Origin of the sequence: Parablautia sp. Marseille-Q6255 (assembly GCF_951230155.1) — a bacterium.
GTDB lineage: Bacteria > Bacillota > Clostridia > Lachnospirales > Lachnospiraceae > Choladousia.
In genome coordinates, this window is the sequence record NZ_CATNVD010000017.1 from 67501 (window position 1) to 85744 (window position 18244).

Annotated in this window: 17 protein-coding genes and 1 riboswitch; all 17 genes read left to right on the forward strand. The window is 50.7% G+C overall.

From position 1 onward, the window contains the following. The first annotated feature begins 4 nt into the window (after positions 1-4). The 17 genes from QOX44_RS13950 (at position 5) to QOX44_RS14030 (ending at position 18239) form a co-directional block, all read left to right on the forward strand. Positions 5-697: a response regulator transcription factor gene (locus QOX44_RS13950; protein ID WP_283683899.1), complete on the forward strand. Its 693-nt coding sequence runs from the start codon at positions 5-7 to the stop codon at positions 695-697. Between the two features lie 29 nt (positions 698-726). Beyond that, entirely contained in the window at positions 727-2217 is a 1491-nt protein-coding gene (locus QOX44_RS13955) for a sensor histidine kinase (protein ID WP_283683901.1), read from the forward strand. Positions 2218-2306: 89 nt separating this feature from the next. Next, positions 2307-3860 carry a DUF6034 family protein gene (locus QOX44_RS13960; RefSeq protein ID WP_283683902.1) on the forward strand — a complete coding sequence of 518 codons (1554 nt, stop codon included), beginning with the start codon at positions 2307-2309 and terminating at the stop codon, positions 3858-3860. 1 nt (position 3861) lies between these two features. Beyond that, positions 3862-4758 (forward strand): hypothetical protein, encoded by an 897-nt coding sequence (locus QOX44_RS13965; RefSeq protein WP_283683903.1) that lies wholly within the window; start codon positions 3862-3864, stop codon positions 4756-4758. Between the two features lie 3 nt (positions 4759-4761). Next, on the forward strand, positions 4762-5493 hold the full coding sequence (locus tag QOX44_RS13970) for an ABC transporter permease (protein WP_283683905.1): 732 nt from the start codon (positions 4762-4764) through the stop codon (positions 5491-5493). Between the two features lie 55 nt (positions 5494-5548). Continuing rightward, the gene (locus QOX44_RS13975; RefSeq protein ID WP_283683907.1) at positions 5549-6223 is read left to right on the forward strand and encodes an ABC transporter ATP-binding protein; all 675 of its coding nucleotides are present in this window, start codon (positions 5549-5551) and stop codon (positions 6221-6223) included. 45 nt (positions 6224-6268) lie between these two features. After that, positions 6269-8344, forward strand: a complete 2076-nt coding sequence (locus QOX44_RS13980) for a hypothetical protein (RefSeq protein WP_283683908.1) — start codon at positions 6269-6271, stop codon at positions 8342-8344. A gap of 46 nt (positions 8345-8390) precedes the next feature. Next, positions 8391-9173, forward strand: a complete 783-nt coding sequence (locus QOX44_RS13985) for a hypothetical protein (RefSeq protein ID WP_283683910.1) — start codon at positions 8391-8393, stop codon at positions 9171-9173. Between the two features lie 119 nt (positions 9174-9292). Further along, positions 9293-9494: riboswitch (cobalamin riboswitch) on the forward strand. A 405-nt stretch (positions 9495-9899) separates the two neighbouring features. Continuing rightward, entirely contained in the window at positions 9900-10847 is a 948-nt protein-coding gene (locus tag QOX44_RS13990) for an L-lactate dehydrogenase (RefSeq protein WP_283683912.1), read from the forward strand. A gap of 40 nt (positions 10848-10887) precedes the next feature. After that, complete coding sequence (locus tag QOX44_RS13995) at positions 10888-11715, forward strand: CoB--CoM heterodisulfide reductase iron-sulfur subunit B family protein (protein WP_283683913.1); 828 nt, start codon at positions 10888-10890, stop codon at positions 11713-11715. Further along, positions 11712-12101 carry a 4Fe-4S dicluster domain-containing protein gene (locus QOX44_RS14000; RefSeq protein WP_283683915.1) on the forward strand — a complete coding sequence of 130 codons (390 nt, stop codon included), beginning with the start codon at positions 11712-11714 and terminating at the stop codon, positions 12099-12101. Before QOX44_RS13995 ends, QOX44_RS14000 begins: the two co-directional genes overlap by 4 nt. Before the next feature lie 5 nt (positions 12102-12106). Next, positions 12107-14095, forward strand: a complete 1989-nt coding sequence (locus tag QOX44_RS14005) for a CoB--CoM heterodisulfide reductase iron-sulfur subunit A family protein (RefSeq protein ID WP_283683917.1) — start codon at positions 12107-12109, stop codon at positions 14093-14095. Further along, a complete protein-coding gene (locus QOX44_RS14010) occupies positions 14086-14532 on the forward strand; it encodes a hydrogenase iron-sulfur subunit (protein ID WP_283683919.1) in 447 nt (148 codons plus the stop codon). The genes QOX44_RS14005 and QOX44_RS14010 overlap by 10 nt, the downstream gene beginning before the upstream one ends. A 35-nt stretch (positions 14533-14567) precedes the next feature. Continuing rightward, positions 14568-15566: a 4Fe-4S dicluster domain-containing protein gene (locus QOX44_RS14015; protein WP_283683973.1), complete on the forward strand. Its 999-nt coding sequence runs from the start codon at positions 14568-14570 to the stop codon at positions 15564-15566. A gap of 3 nt (positions 15567-15569) precedes the next feature. Continuing rightward, the gene (locus tag QOX44_RS14020) at positions 15570-16622 is read left to right on the forward strand and encodes a 4Fe-4S dicluster domain-containing protein (protein WP_283683920.1); all 1053 of its coding nucleotides are present in this window, start codon (positions 15570-15572) and stop codon (positions 16620-16622) included. Next, positions 16619-17512, forward strand: coding sequence for an FAD/NAD(P)-binding protein (locus tag QOX44_RS14025; RefSeq protein WP_283683922.1), 894 nt, complete (start codon positions 16619-16621; stop codon positions 17510-17512). Before QOX44_RS14020 ends, QOX44_RS14025 begins: the two co-directional genes overlap by 4 nt. Positions 17513-17564: 52 nt before the next feature. Further along, positions 17565-18239, forward strand: coding sequence for a 2Fe-2S iron-sulfur cluster-binding protein (locus QOX44_RS14030; RefSeq protein WP_283683923.1), 675 nt, complete (start codon positions 17565-17567; stop codon positions 18237-18239). Positions 18240-18244 lie beyond the last annotated feature (5 nt).

An 18244-nucleotide genomic window follows, 5' to 3' on the forward strand; every position in this document is an offset into this window, starting at 1 on the left:
AAAGATGTCAGAACGTATTTTAGTAATAGAGGATGAAGACGCGATCAATGATCTGATCTGCATGAATCTGGAGGTGGCCGGCTATGAGTCACAGCCGTTTTTTGACGGGAAGGAGGCATGGGAGGCACTTGCGGCAGATCACAGCTATAGCTGTGCGGTGGTTGATGTGATGCTGCCGGGGCTGGACGGTTTTGCACTGCTGCCGCACCTTCGCGAATACGGGATCCCGGTGATCTTTCTGACTGCGAAAGGGGATGTGAACAGTAAGGTACGGGGGCTGACTGCGGGGGCAGAAGATTATATTGTAAAACCGTTTGAAATGCTGGAGCTTCTGGTTCGCATAGATAAGGTGCTCGCCCGTCGCCGTCCTGCTGATGCAAGGATCCGTATCCGGGATGTGGAGATTTTCCCGGAGGAGCGCAAGGTACTAAAAAACGGCTGTGAGGTTTATTTAAAGCCCATGGAATTTGACTGCCTGATGATGTTTGTGCGAAACAGAAACAAAGCGCTGACGCGAAGTCAGCTTCTGAGCGCGCTCTGGGGTGTGGCATTTGATGGGGAGACGCGGACCGTGGATGCGCATGTGGGACGTATACGGAAAAAGCTTGGCTTTCAGGATGTGATCCGTACGATCCCGCGCGTCGGATACCGTATGGAGGCAGACGCAGGCACGCAGGAGGGCGGACAAGACAGGTAAGATAGAGCATGGACAACAGGGGTATATGTATGAAGCAGTTTTGGGATACAGGGATGAAGACAAAAAAAGGAAAAACAAAATGTGGAGCGCTGTTCTGGAAAATTTATCTGCAGGTATCGCTTGGAATGGTGCTGCTGGCGGTAATCCTGACCGGATACCTTCTGTGGAAATCACAGCAGCAGGGCATGGAGGATATTGTGCAGTATGAGAAGGAGCGGATCGCGCGGGAATGCGTACAGATGCAAACGAATATGTGGCATGCTAGGACTGCAGCTATATCGGACAGAAGCAGTGAGGCACAGAATGAGGCGGTACTGTACAGAGCAGTGGCGACAGGGGCATTCCGGCGGATATTTCTGAGCAGAGGCGCGCTGTTTGAAGGAACAGAAGAAATATTTAACAGCTCTCCTTATACATATGATATAGATTTTTTAAGAAAGAACGAGGAACTGCTTTCCAGTTATCCAGATATGATTTCTGTAAGCAGCGTTCAAAAGGTAAATGGCAGAAGGCTGCTTTTGTTTTCTCAGGGTGGGATCACCGCCGGGGGACAGACTTACAGTGTGATCCTCTACCGGGATGTAACGGACATCTTTGCGAGAACACAGAAGGTGTTCTGGCAGGGGATTGCCTTTACATCATGCCTGCTTCTGCTTTGCGGCGTCTTTTTGTACGCCGGGATCGCCCGCGCGCTTTTTCCTCTGATGGAGCTGCAGCAGGCGGCTTCTGCCATTGCAGGCGGGGCATATGAGAGCCGCGCACAGGTAAGAGGACGGGATGAGATCGGCGCGCTGACTGTGAGCTTTAACCAGATGGCAGAGAAGGTGGAGGAGCATATGGCGCTTCTGACAGATACGAATGAGCAGCAAAGGCAGCTTCTTGGCAGCCTGGCGCACGAGCTTAAGACGCCTCTGACAGCGATCATAGGATACGCAGATACGCTTCTTACGACGTGTCTGTCTGAGAAAAATCGCGTACGTGCTCTTGGCTACATCCGCAGTGAAGGAAAACGGCTGTCCCGGCTGTCTGAAAAAATGCTGGAGCTGACAGGGCTGTATGAGAGCAGTACGCAGGAGATTTGCCTGCGTACGGTAAGGCTGGAGGAGCTTTTTCGTCGGCTGGAGGAGCTGACCGTATTCAGACTCCGGCAAAAAAACATCCGGCTCGTCTGTACCTGCATTCCCAGAGATCTGGAGCGCAGTATGGATGCGGATCTGATGATGAGCCTTCTGATGAATCTGGTAGACAATGCCTGTAAAGCATCCCCGGACAGAAGTGAGATCCGCGTGATCGCAGACGATCACAGCATTGTGGTGGAAGATCACGGAAAAGGCATTCCTGCAAATGAGCTGGGGCGGGTGACAGAGGCATTTTATATGGTAAATAAATCGCGGGCAAAATCTGCGGGCAGTATCGGGCTTGGACTGGCTCTGTGCAGCAGGATCGCGCGGCTGCACGAAGCGCAGCTTGTGATAGAGAGTGAGGAAGGAAAAGGGACGCGGGTGTCGGTGGTGTGGTAGTTACAAAATGGTTACAGTTTGGGGAAGACTTGCCCGAGGCAGCTTTGCTACAGTAAGTACGGAGTAAATTCAGAAAGAAGGGGACCATTATGAAGAAAAAATACATTTCCATGCTGGGTATTGTTATTGGCGCCATGGTGTTTTCCGGGTGCGCAAAGACGCCGGAGAGCTCGCTTGTGAAGCAGAAGGGGAAAGCTTCTATGGAAAATTATAAAGAAAGCACATCCGAAAAAACAGATGATGCTGCGAAAGGGGATGCACAGAAAGAAGATGCAGCTGCGCAGGAGGGAGAACTGCGGACGCGTCTTGGAGCGCCAAAGCATTATCAGAATGAGACGGTGGACGCAACCGGACGGCTGACCGTCACAACAGATGCGGATGTAGAAATACCTGCTGCGGATCAGGCGTCTATGATCGAGGTGAGTCAGCATCCGCTTGATCAGGAACAGATAGACCGGATCACAGAGACGTTTTTTGGCGATGCAGAGATTTATGATACCTACAGCCTGATGCAGGAGACAAAAGGAGAGATACAGACAAAGCTCGAAGAACTAAAGGGATACGTGTCACAGGGAAACATGGACCCATATGATATGGGCGTAGATGAAGAGGGAAATTATTACTATGATATTAACCGGAGCATCGAGGAGCTGGAGGCGGCAATGGCGGAGGCGCCGGAGGAGCGCACGTGGGAAGAGGTCAAGCCTCAGCTTGTATCGGATGGTCAGGAAGAGGGGGGATCCTTTGCGGGATATGTCAGTATGCCGGATGGGACCTATTGTAACTATCGTATATCGTCATATGCAAGCTTTCCCTTTGAGGTAAATATCGATAGAGTGAAGGATATAGAAGATACTTCTGCGTCCGAGCAGTGGCTGGAATACGATCTGCTCAATAACGGAAGTATCTCGGATCTGCCTTCTGAGGAGGAAATAAGCGAGGAGATCGGTATTTCTTTTGAGGAAGCAGTGGCGATCGCAGAGGAAAAGGTAGAACAGCTCGGATTTACGGATATGAAGCTGAACGCCTGGGAAAAAGGAGTGAAATACTGGGAGGAAGCAGATCTGTCTGCGACAGATAATGTCGGCTATGCCAGAGAGCGCCAGACCGGGGCAGGCTACATCCTGCATTATACGAGAACGCTGGACGGCGTTCCGGTGACCTATACGTCACAATACGGGGGCGGACTTGAGAGCATGGACAGTGACATGGAGACATGGGGGTATGAGCGCCTGGATATGATCATTTCCAAAGATGGAATCGAAAAGGTGGAATTTCTCAACCGGTACGATATCGGTGAAGTGCGGACACAGAATCTGGAGCTTCTGCCATTTGACGAGATTATACAGATTTATGAAAAGATGATGCAGGTCAGCAACGCAGATGTCCTGAACTATGAAAAAGAGAGAAATTATCACATCAGCCGTATCGTGTTTGGCTATGGCAGGATTTATGAACCTGCCTCTGACGCGAACTCCGGTCTGCTGGTGCCGGTGTGGAATTTCTTTGGAACATTTCAGTCCAGCTATGAAGAGGAAAATGGACAGATTGCAGAATATGGCGGATCAAAGAGTAAACAGGAGAGCTGCCTGACGATTAATGCCGTAGACGGAAGCATCATAGATCTGGGACTGGGGTATTAATATGCAGGCGATCCGGCAGGTCTGTTCTGTTGTACGGTACAATTTCCGGGGCTTCTGGAAGAACCCGAAGGTCATACTGACATTTTTGCTTGGCTTTGTCCTGTGTTATCTTTTAAGCTCGAGAGTAATGGTGGTCATAGATGCGTATGGAACGCCGGTACAGCTTGCGGAACCGTTTCTTTGGACCTTTGGCGACCCGACCTGCGTGCTGCTTAGCTCAGTGCTGCTTTTGCTGCTGTTTTCAGATCTGCCGCAGATGAGCAGTGCGACGCCCTATTATCTGTACCGTACGACCAAAAAGCGATGGCTGGCGGGGCAGTTTGCTTATGTGATCTGTGCTTCCCTGCTGTATACGGTATTTCTGTTCGCGGCTACTGTTCTTTTATGTATGAAGATGAGCTATGTGGGCGATATCTGGAGCGAGACGGCGGCAATGCTTGCGTATTCTAAGCTCGGGGAAGAGCTTTGCGTACCATCTACAGTAAAGGTGATGGAAAGTATTACGCCATACGGCTGTATGCTTCAGGTGATACTGCTTTTATTTCTGTATACGCTGTGCTTAAGCTTTCTGATCCTTGCAGGAAACATTGCGCTTGGGGCAAATCGGGGGATGCTGCTCGGGCTGTTTTTTAGCCTGTATGGTTTCCTGCTCGAACCGGAGGTACTAGGGGCACTGTTACATATGGAGGAATACGAGATGTACAAGATCAATGTGCTGATCGGATGGCTCAGCCCTTTAAGCCATGTGACGTATGCCAGACACAGCTTTGGCTATGACCGGCTTCCTGCTGTCTGGCAGTCCTGTATCGTTTTTGGCGTGCTGCTTGTGGCGTTTTCAGGGCTCGCGCTTGGTTCGATGAAACGATACAGCTTCCGTTTCCTTGGAGAGAGGAGCTGACGTGTGATGAAAAGCGAGCTGGCAAGAATGTTTCTGGGGAAAGGCTTTTGGATCGCGCTGGTCTTAGCTGTTGCGGGCATGATCGCAGGGACTCCATTGCCCAAACAGGAGGGGCTGCTGCAGACCGGCTGGTTTCTGGAGGCATTTGAGAAAATGATTTCCTCCAAATCAGTCTGTTATCTGCTCCCGGCCGGGGCTGTGCTTGCCTGGAGCGATTCTTTTTTGTATGAGTGGAAGGGCGGATTCCTAAAAAGCGCACTCCCGAGAACCGGAAGGCGCGCTTATGTCGAGAATAAGATTTTAACCGTCGCATGCAGCGGCTTTTGCGTCTGGGTCATTGCGGGGCTTTTGGTACTGTTTGGATATTTCCTGTTCTTTTTCCCATTAGAGGAAACCGGGAAAATCAGGCTGACGGCGGTATGGGAGGCTCTGGAGCCTCTGCTTCGCTGCGGGCTGATCGGAGCCGTGTTTGCTTCACTTGGCGGATTTTGCGGTGTGCTTGGCGGTTCCGGATATCTTGCATTTGGTATTCCATTCGTATTTTATTATTTTTGCATCATTTTACAGGAGCGATATTTTCCTGATGCGCTGTGGCTGTATCCACCGCAGTGGATTTCCGGGAGCGCACAGTGGGGCGGCCGGGGCGAGGGACTCTGGCTGTTTTTGCTCCTGCTTTTATTTCTTTTTGCCGGGGCGCACGCAGCGGTGATGTATGCAAAACTGGAGGAGCTGTAGGGATTGCGGACACAGCGAAAAGAGGATGGGACAAAGGCATGGGAGGAAATACAGGATGCTGTCAGGAGCAAAAAAAGAAATGTGGCTGGAGCTTTCCGGTGTGACGAAACGTTTTGGAGATGATCTTGTCTTAAAAGAACTAAGTCTGTCACTGGAAGCGGGAAAAGTGTATGGGATTGTGGGAAATAACGGATCTGGAAAGACTGTTTTGATGAAATGTATCTGTGGATTTCTGACCGCTACGACAGGGACGGTGCGTGTATTTGGACAACAAATCGGCGTGGATACGGACTTTCCTGAAAGTCTGGGGGTCATTATAGAGACGCCCGGTTTTCTTACGAATCTTACCGGCAGGAGGAATCTTGAGATCCTGGCTGATATGCGGCACAAGATTTCCAGGGCAGATGTCCGTCTGGTGCTAAAAAAGGTAGGACTGGATCCGGATATGAAAAAACCTGTGGCAAAATATTCTCTTGGTATGCGTCAGCGGCTGGGGATTGCGCAGGCAATCATGGAAGATCCCCGCCTGCTGATCCTCGACGAGCCGTTCAATGGTCTTGATAAGCACGGCGTGGCAGAAATCCGCAGGATTATTCTGGACTTGAAGCAGTCCGGCAAAACGATATTGCTGGCAAGTCATAATGAAGAGGATATTCGCATTTTGTGCGATGAGGTCTATGAAATGGATGCAGGTGTGCTGCGCAGAATGGATCCTGAAGCAAATCCATAAAATACAGACCGGTTGTTTACGATCAGAAACAGGGAGCGTATGAAAATGAAAAGAAGATCAGTAAGTATAACAGTGACTGCCGCGATCCTTATAGCATCAGGCGCAGGCTGGATCGGATGGGGCAGCTCTGTGGAAAGGGTACACGCGGCAGAAACAGAAATATGTATCGAAGCGGTCGGAGAGCCTGCTGCATACAGCGCTGTTAAAGAGAAAAAGAACAGGACGAAGGAAGAGGTGAAGCGAACCGTCCCGACGGAGACCGCACCGGATTTTCTGATAGAAAATATTGAAGTATCTGATCCGGGACTAAGCGGAAGTACTGCTTTTGGCGCTTCGGGCGGCGAGAGCAGCGCGCTTCCAAACGGGCAGGCACAGACGGTACCGGAGACGCAGCAAAATGAAGGAGTGCCGGAGACACAGCTTTCGCAGGAGGAGTGGCAGCAGCCTGGGGCGGAGGAAGGACAGACGGAACCAGAGTCTGACGCGGCAGGAGGGGACCAGACCGGATCCGGGTCTGATATGACAGAACCGGATCAGACCGAATCGGAGTCAGAGCTGGTGATGGAGCCGCAGACGGAAGCTCAGACACAGTCGGAGGAGATGCAGGAAAGTGAGTCCGGTCATACGCAGGAGCAGGAAGAGGCGATCTATCTCGGGATAGATAACCGGCACCGCTACAGGGGAATGAAGCAGTCATTCTCAGAAGGGTACCAGCCCAAAGTAAAAAAAGGCGTTTTGTACCTGGCGATCCCATTTACTGCCAGCGGAGCGCTCAAGGAGGACCGTCTTACTGTGGATCTTGCATTTGCGCAGACAGAAAATACGCCATTTGTATTAAAAAATTATCAGAAGGATATTTCCAGCAAATGGTACATTCTGCAAAACGGTATCATGGAAGAAGATGCCGATCAGAGTGATCCGGCCAAAGAAAGTTTGCATGCTGCTGGTGCGCTTGGATATTCCTCTGACAGAAAGCAGGTCTATCTCTACACCTGCGAGGTGCCGCTTCAGGAAAGTGCGGTACCGGGTCAATACTGTGTGACGGTGAAGGCATGGGGCTATACGAACAGGAATGAAAAGGTTTCTCTTGATTATCAGATTTTTGTGCAGATACCAGAACCAAAGGATCCAGGGAAGGGGGAGAACTTCGGCGGCGGAGATACAGGCGGCGGGGGCGGAGGATATTCTGGAGGAGGCGGAGAGGCACCGGAGGAGATTATCCGGCAGCCAAAGTTTCTTCTGGAGGAGAGCAGCTTATCCGGAAAGAGCCTGCCGGCGGGAGGACAGGAGACGATGCGTGTCTCGTTTCGCAATCGCAGCAGCTCTCAAACGGCACATAATCTCAAGGTAACTGTACAGACAGAGGCAAAATCTGTGCAGCTTGGGCGTAATTCTTTTTACTTTTCAGAAGTAGCGCCGGGCGGAGAGATCGAACTGGAAAATACGATAAAAGTAATGCCGCTTGCCGAGGAGGATCGGGCAGTGCTGTCTTTTCTCTTTGAGTATGAGGACAAAAAGGGGACACAGGTGACAGGCACAGAAAGTCTGACTGTCCCTGTCGTACAGCCGGTGCAGGTGGAGCTTGAGATGGGGCAGATCCCTGCCGACGTATATGCCTCTGATACTGTAGAGCTGCCTCTTTCTGTCATGAATCTGAGCCGCACGGATGTGTACAATGTGAGACTGAAGCTGGAAGGGACCGGCCTGTTTCCAAATGAAGATGCTTTTATCGGAAATATGGAGGCCGGTACACAGGGAAATACCGTTATGCGCGTTTATGTAGGTACGCGGACCATGGAAGCGATCGGAGAAGATCCCGGTACAGAGGATTCTGAAAAATACGGGCCGGTAACCGGTACAGTGACACTGCAATATGAAGATGTAAATGGCGAAACACATGAAATAACGAAAGAATATCAGACAGAAATAAAAAAAGCAGAGGTGCTTTCTCTGAAAGTCGAGGATGAGCCAGAGGCCAATTCCTGGTGGATATCAGTTTTTGCGGCTGTTATTGCAGGACTGATCCTGCTGATCCTGATTCTGATCTGGAGACTTCGCAGGAGCGGCGTGCTGCTTAAGGAAGCGCGGCAGAGCTCCCGTACAGATCCCCCAAGACAGTAGGCAGCATCGCACGGCGCTTACTGGAAAAGGATGATACGAGGAAGGGATGACGCGGATGAAGAGGGGAAAGAAAGCATATATACAAAGCAGTGCAGACAGGATCGTGTTCTGGTCCTGTACAGCTTTGCTGGCAGCCCTTGTATGGCTTGGCGTATCGCTGTTCCAAAGTGTGCAGTCGCAGAAAAAGATCTGTCAGGGGATCGTACCGCTTGGTAAATACAGCTATGACGCGAGATTTCTGGAGCAGGCGAAAGCGCTTCCAGGGCTTCGCTCCATCACGCCGATATGTGAGATCCCGGTGCGGCTGCGGGTAGAAGATTATGTGATGGACACAGTATGGACGGGAGCAGACCTGACGCAGCTTCAGATGCATGTAAAGCAGGCGCAGGATACAGCGCTTGGGAAGGTGCCGGCTTTGTTGATCGGTGAAAACAGCCTGCAGGCCCTGACGGATATGACCGGACATGCGGTTTCGGAAAAACGGAGACGCTCCATACTGGAGCAGTATAAGGAACTTACCTGGCAGTATCAGCTCATTGACGGTATACCGGCAGCAGACAAAGAGGCAGAAGGGAATGCAGACAGCGTCACAGGAAAAGCAGCTTCGCCAGAGGGCAGAGCCGCCCCAAAGGACGGGGACTGGAGCCCCTGCAATGTGGCAGCGGTACTCGGAGAATCAGAAGAACGCATCTACCTTCCGTATGAACAGGCCTGTACCCTGCAGCCATCCGATAGCGATGTCACACAGATACTTCTGTGTGTACGGGGAGAGGACAACTATGAGCAGGCATTGGAGCTGATCCGGGGAGCGTCAGAGAGCAACGAGTGAAGCGTTTACCGGTGCGGGATATTCGGAAAATTTCGGAAAACTGTAAAAGCGGGAGGAAAAAGGGGATATATTTGTAGTTGACGGGGCAGAAAAGAAGTGCTATAGTTTATTTGTGTAATTTAGAAATTGCCATGTCAAGTGCAGAAGATCTTCCGGAAAGGAAGCTTCTGAAGAGGGAATCAGGTGAGAGGCCTGAACGGTCCGGTCACTGTATGCAGCGAGCAGACTCCGTATATCCATTGCGTACCCGTTAGAGCGCGAGAAGGAGGAGCAGGCGTTTAAGCTGTGAGTCAGGAAACCTGCTTGATATGAGAGATGAGCTTCCGGTAAAGCCAAACACTCCACACGGTCGCAGGACCGCATCAATCCGCGATGGGGAAGCGGATCCACAGAAAAAAGGAATGTTATCTCGGGGCAATGACCTACACAAATACCTCCTTGTTCTTTGGCGCAGTTCGGACTCCGCAAACCTGAGGCGCTGAAGATAGTACAGATGACATTCCGCAAATGAGTCTGTACGCTGCACGGTCTTTCTCTGCTGAGGAGCAGATGAGGACCGTGTTTTTATTTGCAGACGGAAATTAATTAAATCGAAAAAATAATAAAAAACAGTTGTTAAAACTTTGTCAATATGATATACTACAGAAAATGAAATCTGAATAGTGTAGGATTTCATTTTTTTGGGAAGAACTCGTTAAAAAAATAACAATAAAAAAGGAGAAACGTATGAGCAGCAAAATTACAATTATCGGAGCGGGCAGCGTAGGTGCAACTATTGCATACACATTATCTCATGAGGATTTCGCATCAGAGATCGTTTTGATCGACATTAACAAAGAAAAAGTAGCGGGCGAAGTTATGGATATTGAGCAGGGAACCTGTTTCCGTGATCCGATTTCGATCGTAGCCGGAGAGTATGAGGATGCGAAGGATTCCGATATCGTAATCATCACATCCGGGATTGCCAGAAGACCGGGACAGACCAGGATCGAGCTGACGCAGACAAATGTCAATATCCTTAAATCGATCACACCGGAAATTGTAAAGGCAGCGCCGAATGCGCTTTACATCATCGTCAGCAATCCGGTTGATATTCTGACCTATGTATTTACTAAGATTTCCGGACTGCCGGAAAATCAGATCATTGGTTCTGGTACAGTGCTTGATACGGCACGTCTGAAATATGGACTGTCTGAGCATTTTAAGGTTGCACAGAAGAATATTCATGCGTATGTATTTGGCGAGCATGGCGATACCTCATTTGTGCCGTGGTCAGGAGCATATATTTCAGGTGTAAGCGTAGATGAATACTACAAGATCATGAAAGCGCATGGAAAGGATATTGAAGAACTCGACAAGCAGGCAATGGAAGAGTACGTGCACAAGTCAGGCGGACAGGTGATCGCAAATAAGGGTGCGACCTTCTACGCAGTCTCTACATCCGTGTGCAATCTGTGCGCATCTCTGGTAGCCTCTTCTGAATCGATCGCCACAGTATCTTCTATGATGCATGGCGAATATGGGATCGAGGACGTATGTCTTAGCACTCTGGCTCTGATCGGACCGAACGGGGTACAGGGCAAGATCCCGATGCGTATTACAAAAGAAGAGCATGACAGGCTGCAGGCAAGTGCAGATGCGCTGAAGGCAGTCATCGCTCAGATCGAATTATAATCGTATCCGGTACATCCGGTTATAAGAAAGGACGAAAAATATGAAGTACAGCTATTATCCCGGTTGTACTCTGAGAAATAAAGCGAAAGCTCTGGACGATTATGCCAGAGCTTCTGCTTTAGCTCTTGGATTTGAACTGGAAGAGATCAGTGAATGGCAGTGCTGCGGCGGTGTGTATCCGCTGGGCAGCGATGAGATTGCTACAAAGCTTTCTTCTGTGCGCGCCCTGAATGCAGCAAAAGAGAAGGGGCAGGATTTGGTGACGCTGTGTTCTGCCTGCCACCATGTGATCAAACGTGTAAATGATGATATGAAAAACGTAGAGGATATCCGGACAAGGGCGAACAACTATATGGCGCTTGAAGAGCCATATGCAGGAGAGACGACCGTGCTTCATTTCCTTGAAGTGCTTCGCGACCGTGTAGGATTTGACAGGCTGAAGGAAAAGGTAGTACATCCATTTACAGGAAAACGGATCGGTGCATACTATGGCTGTCTGCTTCTGCGTCCGGGCCGGATACTGGAATTTGATAATCCGGAGAATCCAAGGATCATGGAGGATTTTATCCGCGCGATCGGAGCGGAGCCGGTGCTTTACCCATATCGCAATGAATGCTGCGGCGGGTATGTGTCACTGAAGGAGGCAGAACTGGCAAAAGGCATGTGCGACAAGATCCATAAAAGCGCCTCCGGGTTCGGCGCAGATATGCTGATCACGGCGTGTCCGCTGTGCATGTACAATCTGAATAAAAGTCAGACGGGAGGACTTCCGGTGTATTATTTCACTGAGCTTCTGGCACGCGCGCTCGGCGTATGCGAAGCGTGTGGTAACAGCCGGGAAGAAGACGGGGAGGTGACATCACTGTGACAGCACAGAAAAAACAGGCAGAGCAGATAAAAGAGATCAGCGGTGTGAATCCTCTTAAATGTATGAAGTGCGGAAAATGCTCTGCATCCTGTCCATCGTACAATGAGATGGATATTAAGCCGCACCAGTTTGTCTCCTACGTGATAAATGAAGATATAGAAGCGCTGGTACATTCGAAATCTCTGTGGAAATGTCTGTCGTGCTTTGCATGTATAGAGCGCTGCCCGCGTGATGTAAAGCCTGGAAAGCTGATCGATGCAGCCAGACAGCTTGTAGTCCGGAAAAAGGGCGGAGATTATCTTTCTCCGGATGAGATGGCGCAGCTGCTCGATCCCGAGATCCCACAGCAGCTTCTTGTGAGCGCATTCCGAAGATACAGGAGGTAGGACAGGTGCAAAGAGTAGGTGTATTCGTCTGTCACTGCGGCAGCAATATCGCAGCCACGGTAGACGTAAAAAAGGTAGCAGAGATGGCGCTTATGGAGCCGGGAGTGGTCCATGCTGAAGATTACCAGTATATGTGTTCTGAGGCGGGGCAGGCGAGGATCCAGGAAGCGATACGGGAAAAGCAGCTGACAGGGATTGTTGTGTGTTCCTGTTCTCCGCGCATGCATGAGACGACATTCCGTACAGCGGCACAGCGCGCCGGGCTGAACCCGTATATGGTCGAGATCGCAAATATCCGTGAGCATTGTTCATGGATCCATAAGGATATGGAGGAGGCCACAAAAAAGGCAGTGCTCCTGATGAGAGCTGCCGTGGCAAAAGTAAATCTCAATACGCCTCTTCGGCCGGGAGAAAGCCGGGTGACGAAGCGTGCGCTTGTGATCGGAGGCGGCATTGCGGGAATACAGACAGCGCTTGATATCGCAGATGCAGGATATGAGGTAGATATTGTAGAGAAAACGCCGAGCATTGGAGGACGGATGTCACAGCTTGACAAAACCTTCCCGACGCTTGACTGTTCCGCCTGCATCCTGACTCCGAAAATGGTGGAGGCAAATGCGCATGAGCGGATCACGATCTATACATACAGCGAAGTAGAAAAGGTGACGGGCTTCGTAGGTGACTTTACCGTAGATATCCGTAAAAAGGCACGCAGCGTTGATATGAACAAGTGCACAGGCTGCGGCGTCTGTCAGGAAAAATGTCCAAGTAAAAAGACGCCGAGCGAGTTTAACCGCGGACTGAGTACGAGGAGCGCGATTTATACGCCGTTTGCACAGGCGATACCGAATGTCCCGGTTATCGACCGGGAGCACTGTATCAAATTTCAGACTGGAAAATGCGGTGTCTGTGCGAAGGTCTGTCAGGCAGGTGCGATCGATTATGAACAAAAGGATGAGATCATCACGCAAAAATACGGTGCGATCGTGGTGGCGACCGGCTTTGATATGATCCGGCTGGATGATTATGATGAGTATGCGTACAGCCAGAGCAAAGACGTAGTCACATCGTTAGAGCTGGAGCGTATCATGAACGCCGCAGGTCCGACGAAGGGACATCTGGAGCGCCTCTCAGACGGAAAAGCGCCCAAAGAGATCGTCTTTATCCAGTGTGTCGGAAGCCGCTGCGCAGACAACAGGGGAAAGAGCTACTGCTCGAAGATCTGCTGTATGTATACGGCAAAGCACGCGATGCTGATCCGCGACAAGTACCCGGATGTAAATGTAACGGTATTTTATATTGATGTCCGCACGCCGGGGAAAAATTTCGATGAATTCTACAGACGCGCTGTGGAGGAGTATGGTGTAAATTATATCAAGGGACAGGTCGGCAAGGTGATCCCTCAGCCGGATGGCAGACTCCTTGTACAGGGAGTGGATCTGATTGACAACAGACAGATCCTGAAAGAGGCCGATATGGTCGTGCTGGCGGCGGCGATCGAGCCTGATCCGGATGTCCGTAAAATCGCGACAATGCTTACAGCAAGCATTGATACGAATAATTTTCTGACAGAGGCACATGCGAAGCTGCGGCCGGTCGAGTCTCCGACAGCAGGGATCTTTCTCTCCGGAGTATGCCAGGGACCGAAGGATATTCCAGAGACGGTATCTCAGGCAGGTGCGGCTGCAGTCAAGGCGATCGGACTTCTGGCAAAGGATAAGCTGCTGACGAATCCGTGTACGGCTCATTCGGATGAGCTTTTGTGCAACGGCTGTTCCCAGTGCGCGAATGTCTGTCCGTACGGTGCGATCTCCTATGAGGACAGACAGGTCAATGATCATGGGATCCGGGAGGTGCGCCGCATTGCGGTTGTCAATGACGCGCTGTGCCAGGGCTGCGGAGCATGTACCGTTACGTGCCCATCCGGCGCTATGGACCTGCAGGGATTTTCAAACAGACAGATTCTGGCGGAGGTAGATGCATTATGTCGATAGAAGCAAAAGAAGAATTCAGACCGAAGATCGTCGCTTTTTGCTGCAACTGGTGCAGCTATGCAGGCGCTGATCTGGCAGGGAGCAGCCGTCTGTCTTATCCGGCAGATGTAAAGATCATCCGTGTGCCATGCTCCTGCCGCGTAAACCCGATGTTTATCCTGCGGGCGTTTGAGAAGGGGGCAGACGGAGTGATCATCTGCGGCTGCCATCCGGGGGACTGTCACTACACGACGGGAAACTTTTATGCGAGACGCCGTATGACTCTTTTATTTTCCATGCTTGATTTTATCGGCGTGGAGAGCGGGCGCACACGTGTGGAGTGGGTCTCGGCTGCGGAGGGCGTGAAGTTTTCGGCAACGATGAACGAGTTTGTGGAGAAGATCCGTTCCCTCGGCAAGAACGTGAGATTGGAGGATTTGAGATGCCAGAATGTGTAAAAACGATGAGTCAGGCAGAACGCGAAATCCATTTAATGACTGCACAGCAGCAGACGACGCAGACTCAGGTGGTGAACCGCGCAAAAGAACTCCTCGCTGATGGAACTGTCGCGCGCGTGCTCGGCTGGAAGGCGGGAGAGCTGCCGTATGCTCCACAGCCTGCGTACTTTGAAAAGGAAGAGGATCTGGAGGAATTCGTCTACAACGGATTTTGCGGGGCGAACCTGAGTAAATATATGATCGAGGCTTCTAAGCTGGACGGAAAAACGCTCGTCTGCCTGAAGCCGTGTGATACCTACAGCTTCCGGCAGCTTATGAAGGAACACCGTGTGGACCGTGAAAAAGCATATATCATCGGTGTGGGCTGTAAGGGAAAGCTGGATATCGAAAAAATAAAAGCACAGGGCATAAAAGGCATTCAGAGTATCCAGGGCGCAGAGCGGACAGATGATGCGGATACACTGACGATCCAGACGCTTTACGGAGAAAGAACCTGCGCTTATGCAGATGTCATGCTGGAACGCTGCCATGTCTGCAAGGGGAAGGAGCATATGATCTTTGACGAGCTGATCGGGGAGTCCAGAGATACGAAGGACCGTGACCGGTTTGCACAGGTCAAGGAGATCGAGGCGATGACTCCCGGGGAACGGTTTGCATTTTTTCAGAAGGAACTTAGCCGGTGTATCCGCTGCAATGCGTGCCGCAATGTCTGTCCGGCGTGCAGCTGCCGCAAATGTGTATTTGACAGCAGCCAGTTTGACAGTGCGCAGAAAGCAAACGCGGATCCGTTTGAAGAAAAAATGTTTCATATCATCCGTGCGTTCCATGTGGCGGGAAGATGTACCGACTGCGGCGAATGCAGCAGAGTATGTCCGCAGGGGATCCCGCTCCACCTGTTTAACCGGAAATTTATCAAGGATATCAATGAATTTTACGGTGAATACCAGGCCGGAGCTGATCTGGAGCCGAGGGGGCCGCTGACTAGCTATGTATTTGAGGATGTGGAGCCGGGCATCGTGGCAGAAAGGGGATAATGGATGTACAAGATAGCAAAAAAAGATCTGCCGGCATTATTCCGCAGGATTGCCGCCGGTAAGGAGTTGTATCTGCCGCTGGAAAATGGCGGTCAGGTAAATTTTGGAGTATGGGATGAGGGGGGCAGCGTATCACTCGATACACTGAAAACAGTAAAATCTCCCAAGGATGCATTTTTTCCTCAGAGTGAGACGCTGTATACCTGCAGGCGTGACGGCAAAAATCTTTCGGTCGATCCGGAAGCGCTGCAGGAGCAGGAATTTGTCCTTTTTGGAGTAAAAGCCTGTGATGTCAGAGGCTTTGAGATACTGGATCAGGTCTTTCTGGCCGATCCGGTGGATACGTTTTATGAGGCAAGAAGAGCGCACGCCACGATTGTGTCGCTTGCATGCCATGAGCCGGAAGAGACGTGCTTTTGCAACGTATTCGATATCGACTGTGCGGCTCCCGCCGGAGATGTAGCGTCGTGGAGCATCGGGGAAACACTTTACTGGAAGCCGCTTACTCAAAAAGGAGAAGCGCTGACCGAAGCAGTAAAAGACCTGCTTGCACAGGCGCAGGAAGAACCGGTGGAGTCAGAAAAAAACTCCATCCGCGCAATCGTCGAAAAGCTTCCGTATTCGCATCTTTCCCTGGAAGGCTGGGGCGGCGGTGCACTGGAGGAGGCATTTGATTCTCCGCTCTGGGAGGAGCTTTATAAGCCATGTCTGGCATGCGGTACCTGTACCTTTGTCTGTCCGACGTGCCAGTGCTATGATATTAAGGACTATGATACCGGACACGGAGTGCAGCGGTACCGCTGCTGGGATTCCTGTATGTATTCTGATTTTACGATGATGGCGCATGGCAACAACCGTACCAGCCAGATGCAGCGGTTCCGCCAGAGATTCATGCATAAGCTTGTATATTTTCCGGCAAATAATGACGGGATATATTCCTGTGTCGGCTGCGGGCGGTGTGTGGAAAAGTGTCCGTCAGCGCTTCATATCGTAAAGGTTATCAAAACCTTTGCCGAAGCTTCAAAGAGCAAACACACAGGAGGTGAGCAGCCATGAGCGGGATAACGCAACATACAGGAAATACTGACAGAAAGGATACATGCTCCTGTCATAAAAATTATACGCTGGACACTCTGATCCCGAAGGTAGGCGTGATCACAGATATCCGGGAAGAGACGCCGGATGTAAAGACCTTCCGTGTCAATGCGCCGCAGGGCGGTAAGCTTTTTGAACACATGCCCGGGCAATGCGCGATGCTGTGCGCACCGGGGATCAGTGAGGGGATGTTCTCCATCACCTCTTCTCCGACCAATGAGGCGTATCAGGAGTTCAGTATCAAAAAGTGCGGGATGCTGACCGATTATCTGCACAGCCTTTCCGTCGGGGATCAGATCACCGTGCGTGGGCCATACGGCAATCATTTTCCGGTTGAGAAAGAATTAAAAGGAAAAAATCTTTTGTTTATCGCGGGCGGTATCGGACTTGCGCCGCTGCGCTCAGTGATCAATTATGTCCTTGATAACAGGGGCGATTATGGGAAGGTGGATATTGTCTACGGATCCCGTTCTGCCGATGATCTCGTTCAGCTAAAAGAGATCCGTGAGGTCTGGATGAAAGCGGAAGGCGTCGATGTCTACCTGACGATCGATCGCCCGCAGGAGGGCTGGGACGGACATGTCGGCTTTGTTCCGGATTATGTAAAGGAGCTTGGCTTCGATGTAAATAAAACAGCGCTTGTATGCGGACCGCCGATTATGATCAAATTTGTACTTGCCGGACTGCAGGAGCTTGGTTTTTCAAAAGAGCAGGTCTATACGACCCTGGAGCTGCGCATGAAATGCGGAGTCGGCAAATGCGGGCGCTGCAATATCGGATCCAAATACGTATGCAAGGACGGTCCGGTATTCCGGTGCGATGAAATTGATGAAATGCCGAATGAATATTGATCAGCAATGAGCAGTGCTCGGGCTTACATAAATGTGGAAAGGAAATACTGACATGGAGAAAATGGTAAATGTATATTTTTTCGGTAAAAAATACAGCGTTCCGGCTGACCTTACGATCATGACAGCTATGGAGTACGCAGGCTATACATTAAAGCGGGGCTGCGGCTGCCGCCACGGTTTTTGCGGTGCATGTGCGACAATTTACCGTATTAAGGGGAAAAATGAGCTGAAGACCTGTCTTGCCTGTCAGACACAGGTAGAGGAGGGTATGTATGTTGCCAGTATCCCGTTTTTTCCAACGGATAAGCGCACGTACGATATGGAAGACCTGCGTCCAAACCAGCAGGTGATGATGGAGCTTTACCCGGAGATCTACAGCTGTATCGGCTGCAATGCCTGTACGAAAGCCTGCACGCAGGAGTTAAATGTAATGCAGTATATTGCATATGCGCAGCGCGGAGAGCTGGAAAAATGCGCGGAGGAGTCATTTGACTGCGTTGGCTGCGGCTGCTGCTCTGTGCGCTGTCCGGCGGGTATTTCTCATCCGATGGTCGGGCTGCTCGCAAGAAGGCTGACCGGCAAATATATTGCCCCGGAATCGAAGCATCTGACACAGCGTGTCGATGAGATCCACAGCGGAGCGTATGACGAGCTGATTGAAAAGATCATGCAAAAACCGATAGAAGAGATGCAGGAACTGTATAATACAAGAGAGATTGAAAAATAAGGAGG

Coding starts and splice junctions, on each gene's coding strand:
- QOX44_RS13990 (WP_283683912.1), top strand. CDS start 9,900: ATGAGCAGCAAAATTACAATTATCGGAGCGGGCAGCGTAGGTGCAACT.
- QOX44_RS13985 (WP_283683910.1), top strand. CDS start 8,391: ATGACGCGGATGAAGAGGGGAAAGAAAGCATATATACAAAGCAGTGCA.
- QOX44_RS14030 (WP_283683923.1), top strand. CDS start 17,565: ATGGAGAAAATGGTAAATGTATATTTTTTCGGTAAAAAATACAGCGTT.
- QOX44_RS13980 (WP_283683908.1), top strand. CDS start 6,269: ATGAAAAGAAGATCAGTAAGTATAACAGTGACTGCCGCGATCCTTATA.
- QOX44_RS14020 (WP_283683920.1), top strand. CDS start 15,570: ATGTACAAGATAGCAAAAAAAGATCTGCCGGCATTATTCCGCAGGATT.
- QOX44_RS13960 (WP_283683902.1), top strand. CDS start 2,307: ATGAAGAAAAAATACATTTCCATGCTGGGTATTGTTATTGGCGCCATG.
- QOX44_RS14025 (WP_283683922.1), top strand. CDS start 16,619: ATGAGCGGGATAACGCAACATACAGGAAATACTGACAGAAAGGATACA.
- QOX44_RS13995 (WP_283683913.1), top strand. CDS start 10,888: ATGAAGTACAGCTATTATCCCGGTTGTACTCTGAGAAATAAAGCGAAA.
- QOX44_RS13955 (WP_283683901.1), top strand. CDS start 727: ATGAAGCAGTTTTGGGATACAGGGATGAAGACAAAAAAAGGAAAAACA.
- QOX44_RS13950 (WP_283683899.1), top strand. CDS start 5: ATGTCAGAACGTATTTTAGTAATAGAGGATGAAGACGCGATCAATGAT.
- QOX44_RS14015 (WP_283683973.1), top strand. CDS start 14,568: ATGACTGCACAGCAGCAGACGACGCAGACTCAGGTGGTGAACCGCGCA.
- QOX44_RS14010 (WP_283683919.1), top strand. CDS start 14,086: ATGTCGATAGAAGCAAAAGAAGAATTCAGACCGAAGATCGTCGCTTTT.
- QOX44_RS13975 (WP_283683907.1), top strand. CDS start 5,549: ATGCTGTCAGGAGCAAAAAAAGAAATGTGGCTGGAGCTTTCCGGTGTG.
- QOX44_RS13965 (WP_283683903.1), top strand. CDS start 3,862: ATGCAGGCGATCCGGCAGGTCTGTTCTGTTGTACGGTACAATTTCCGG.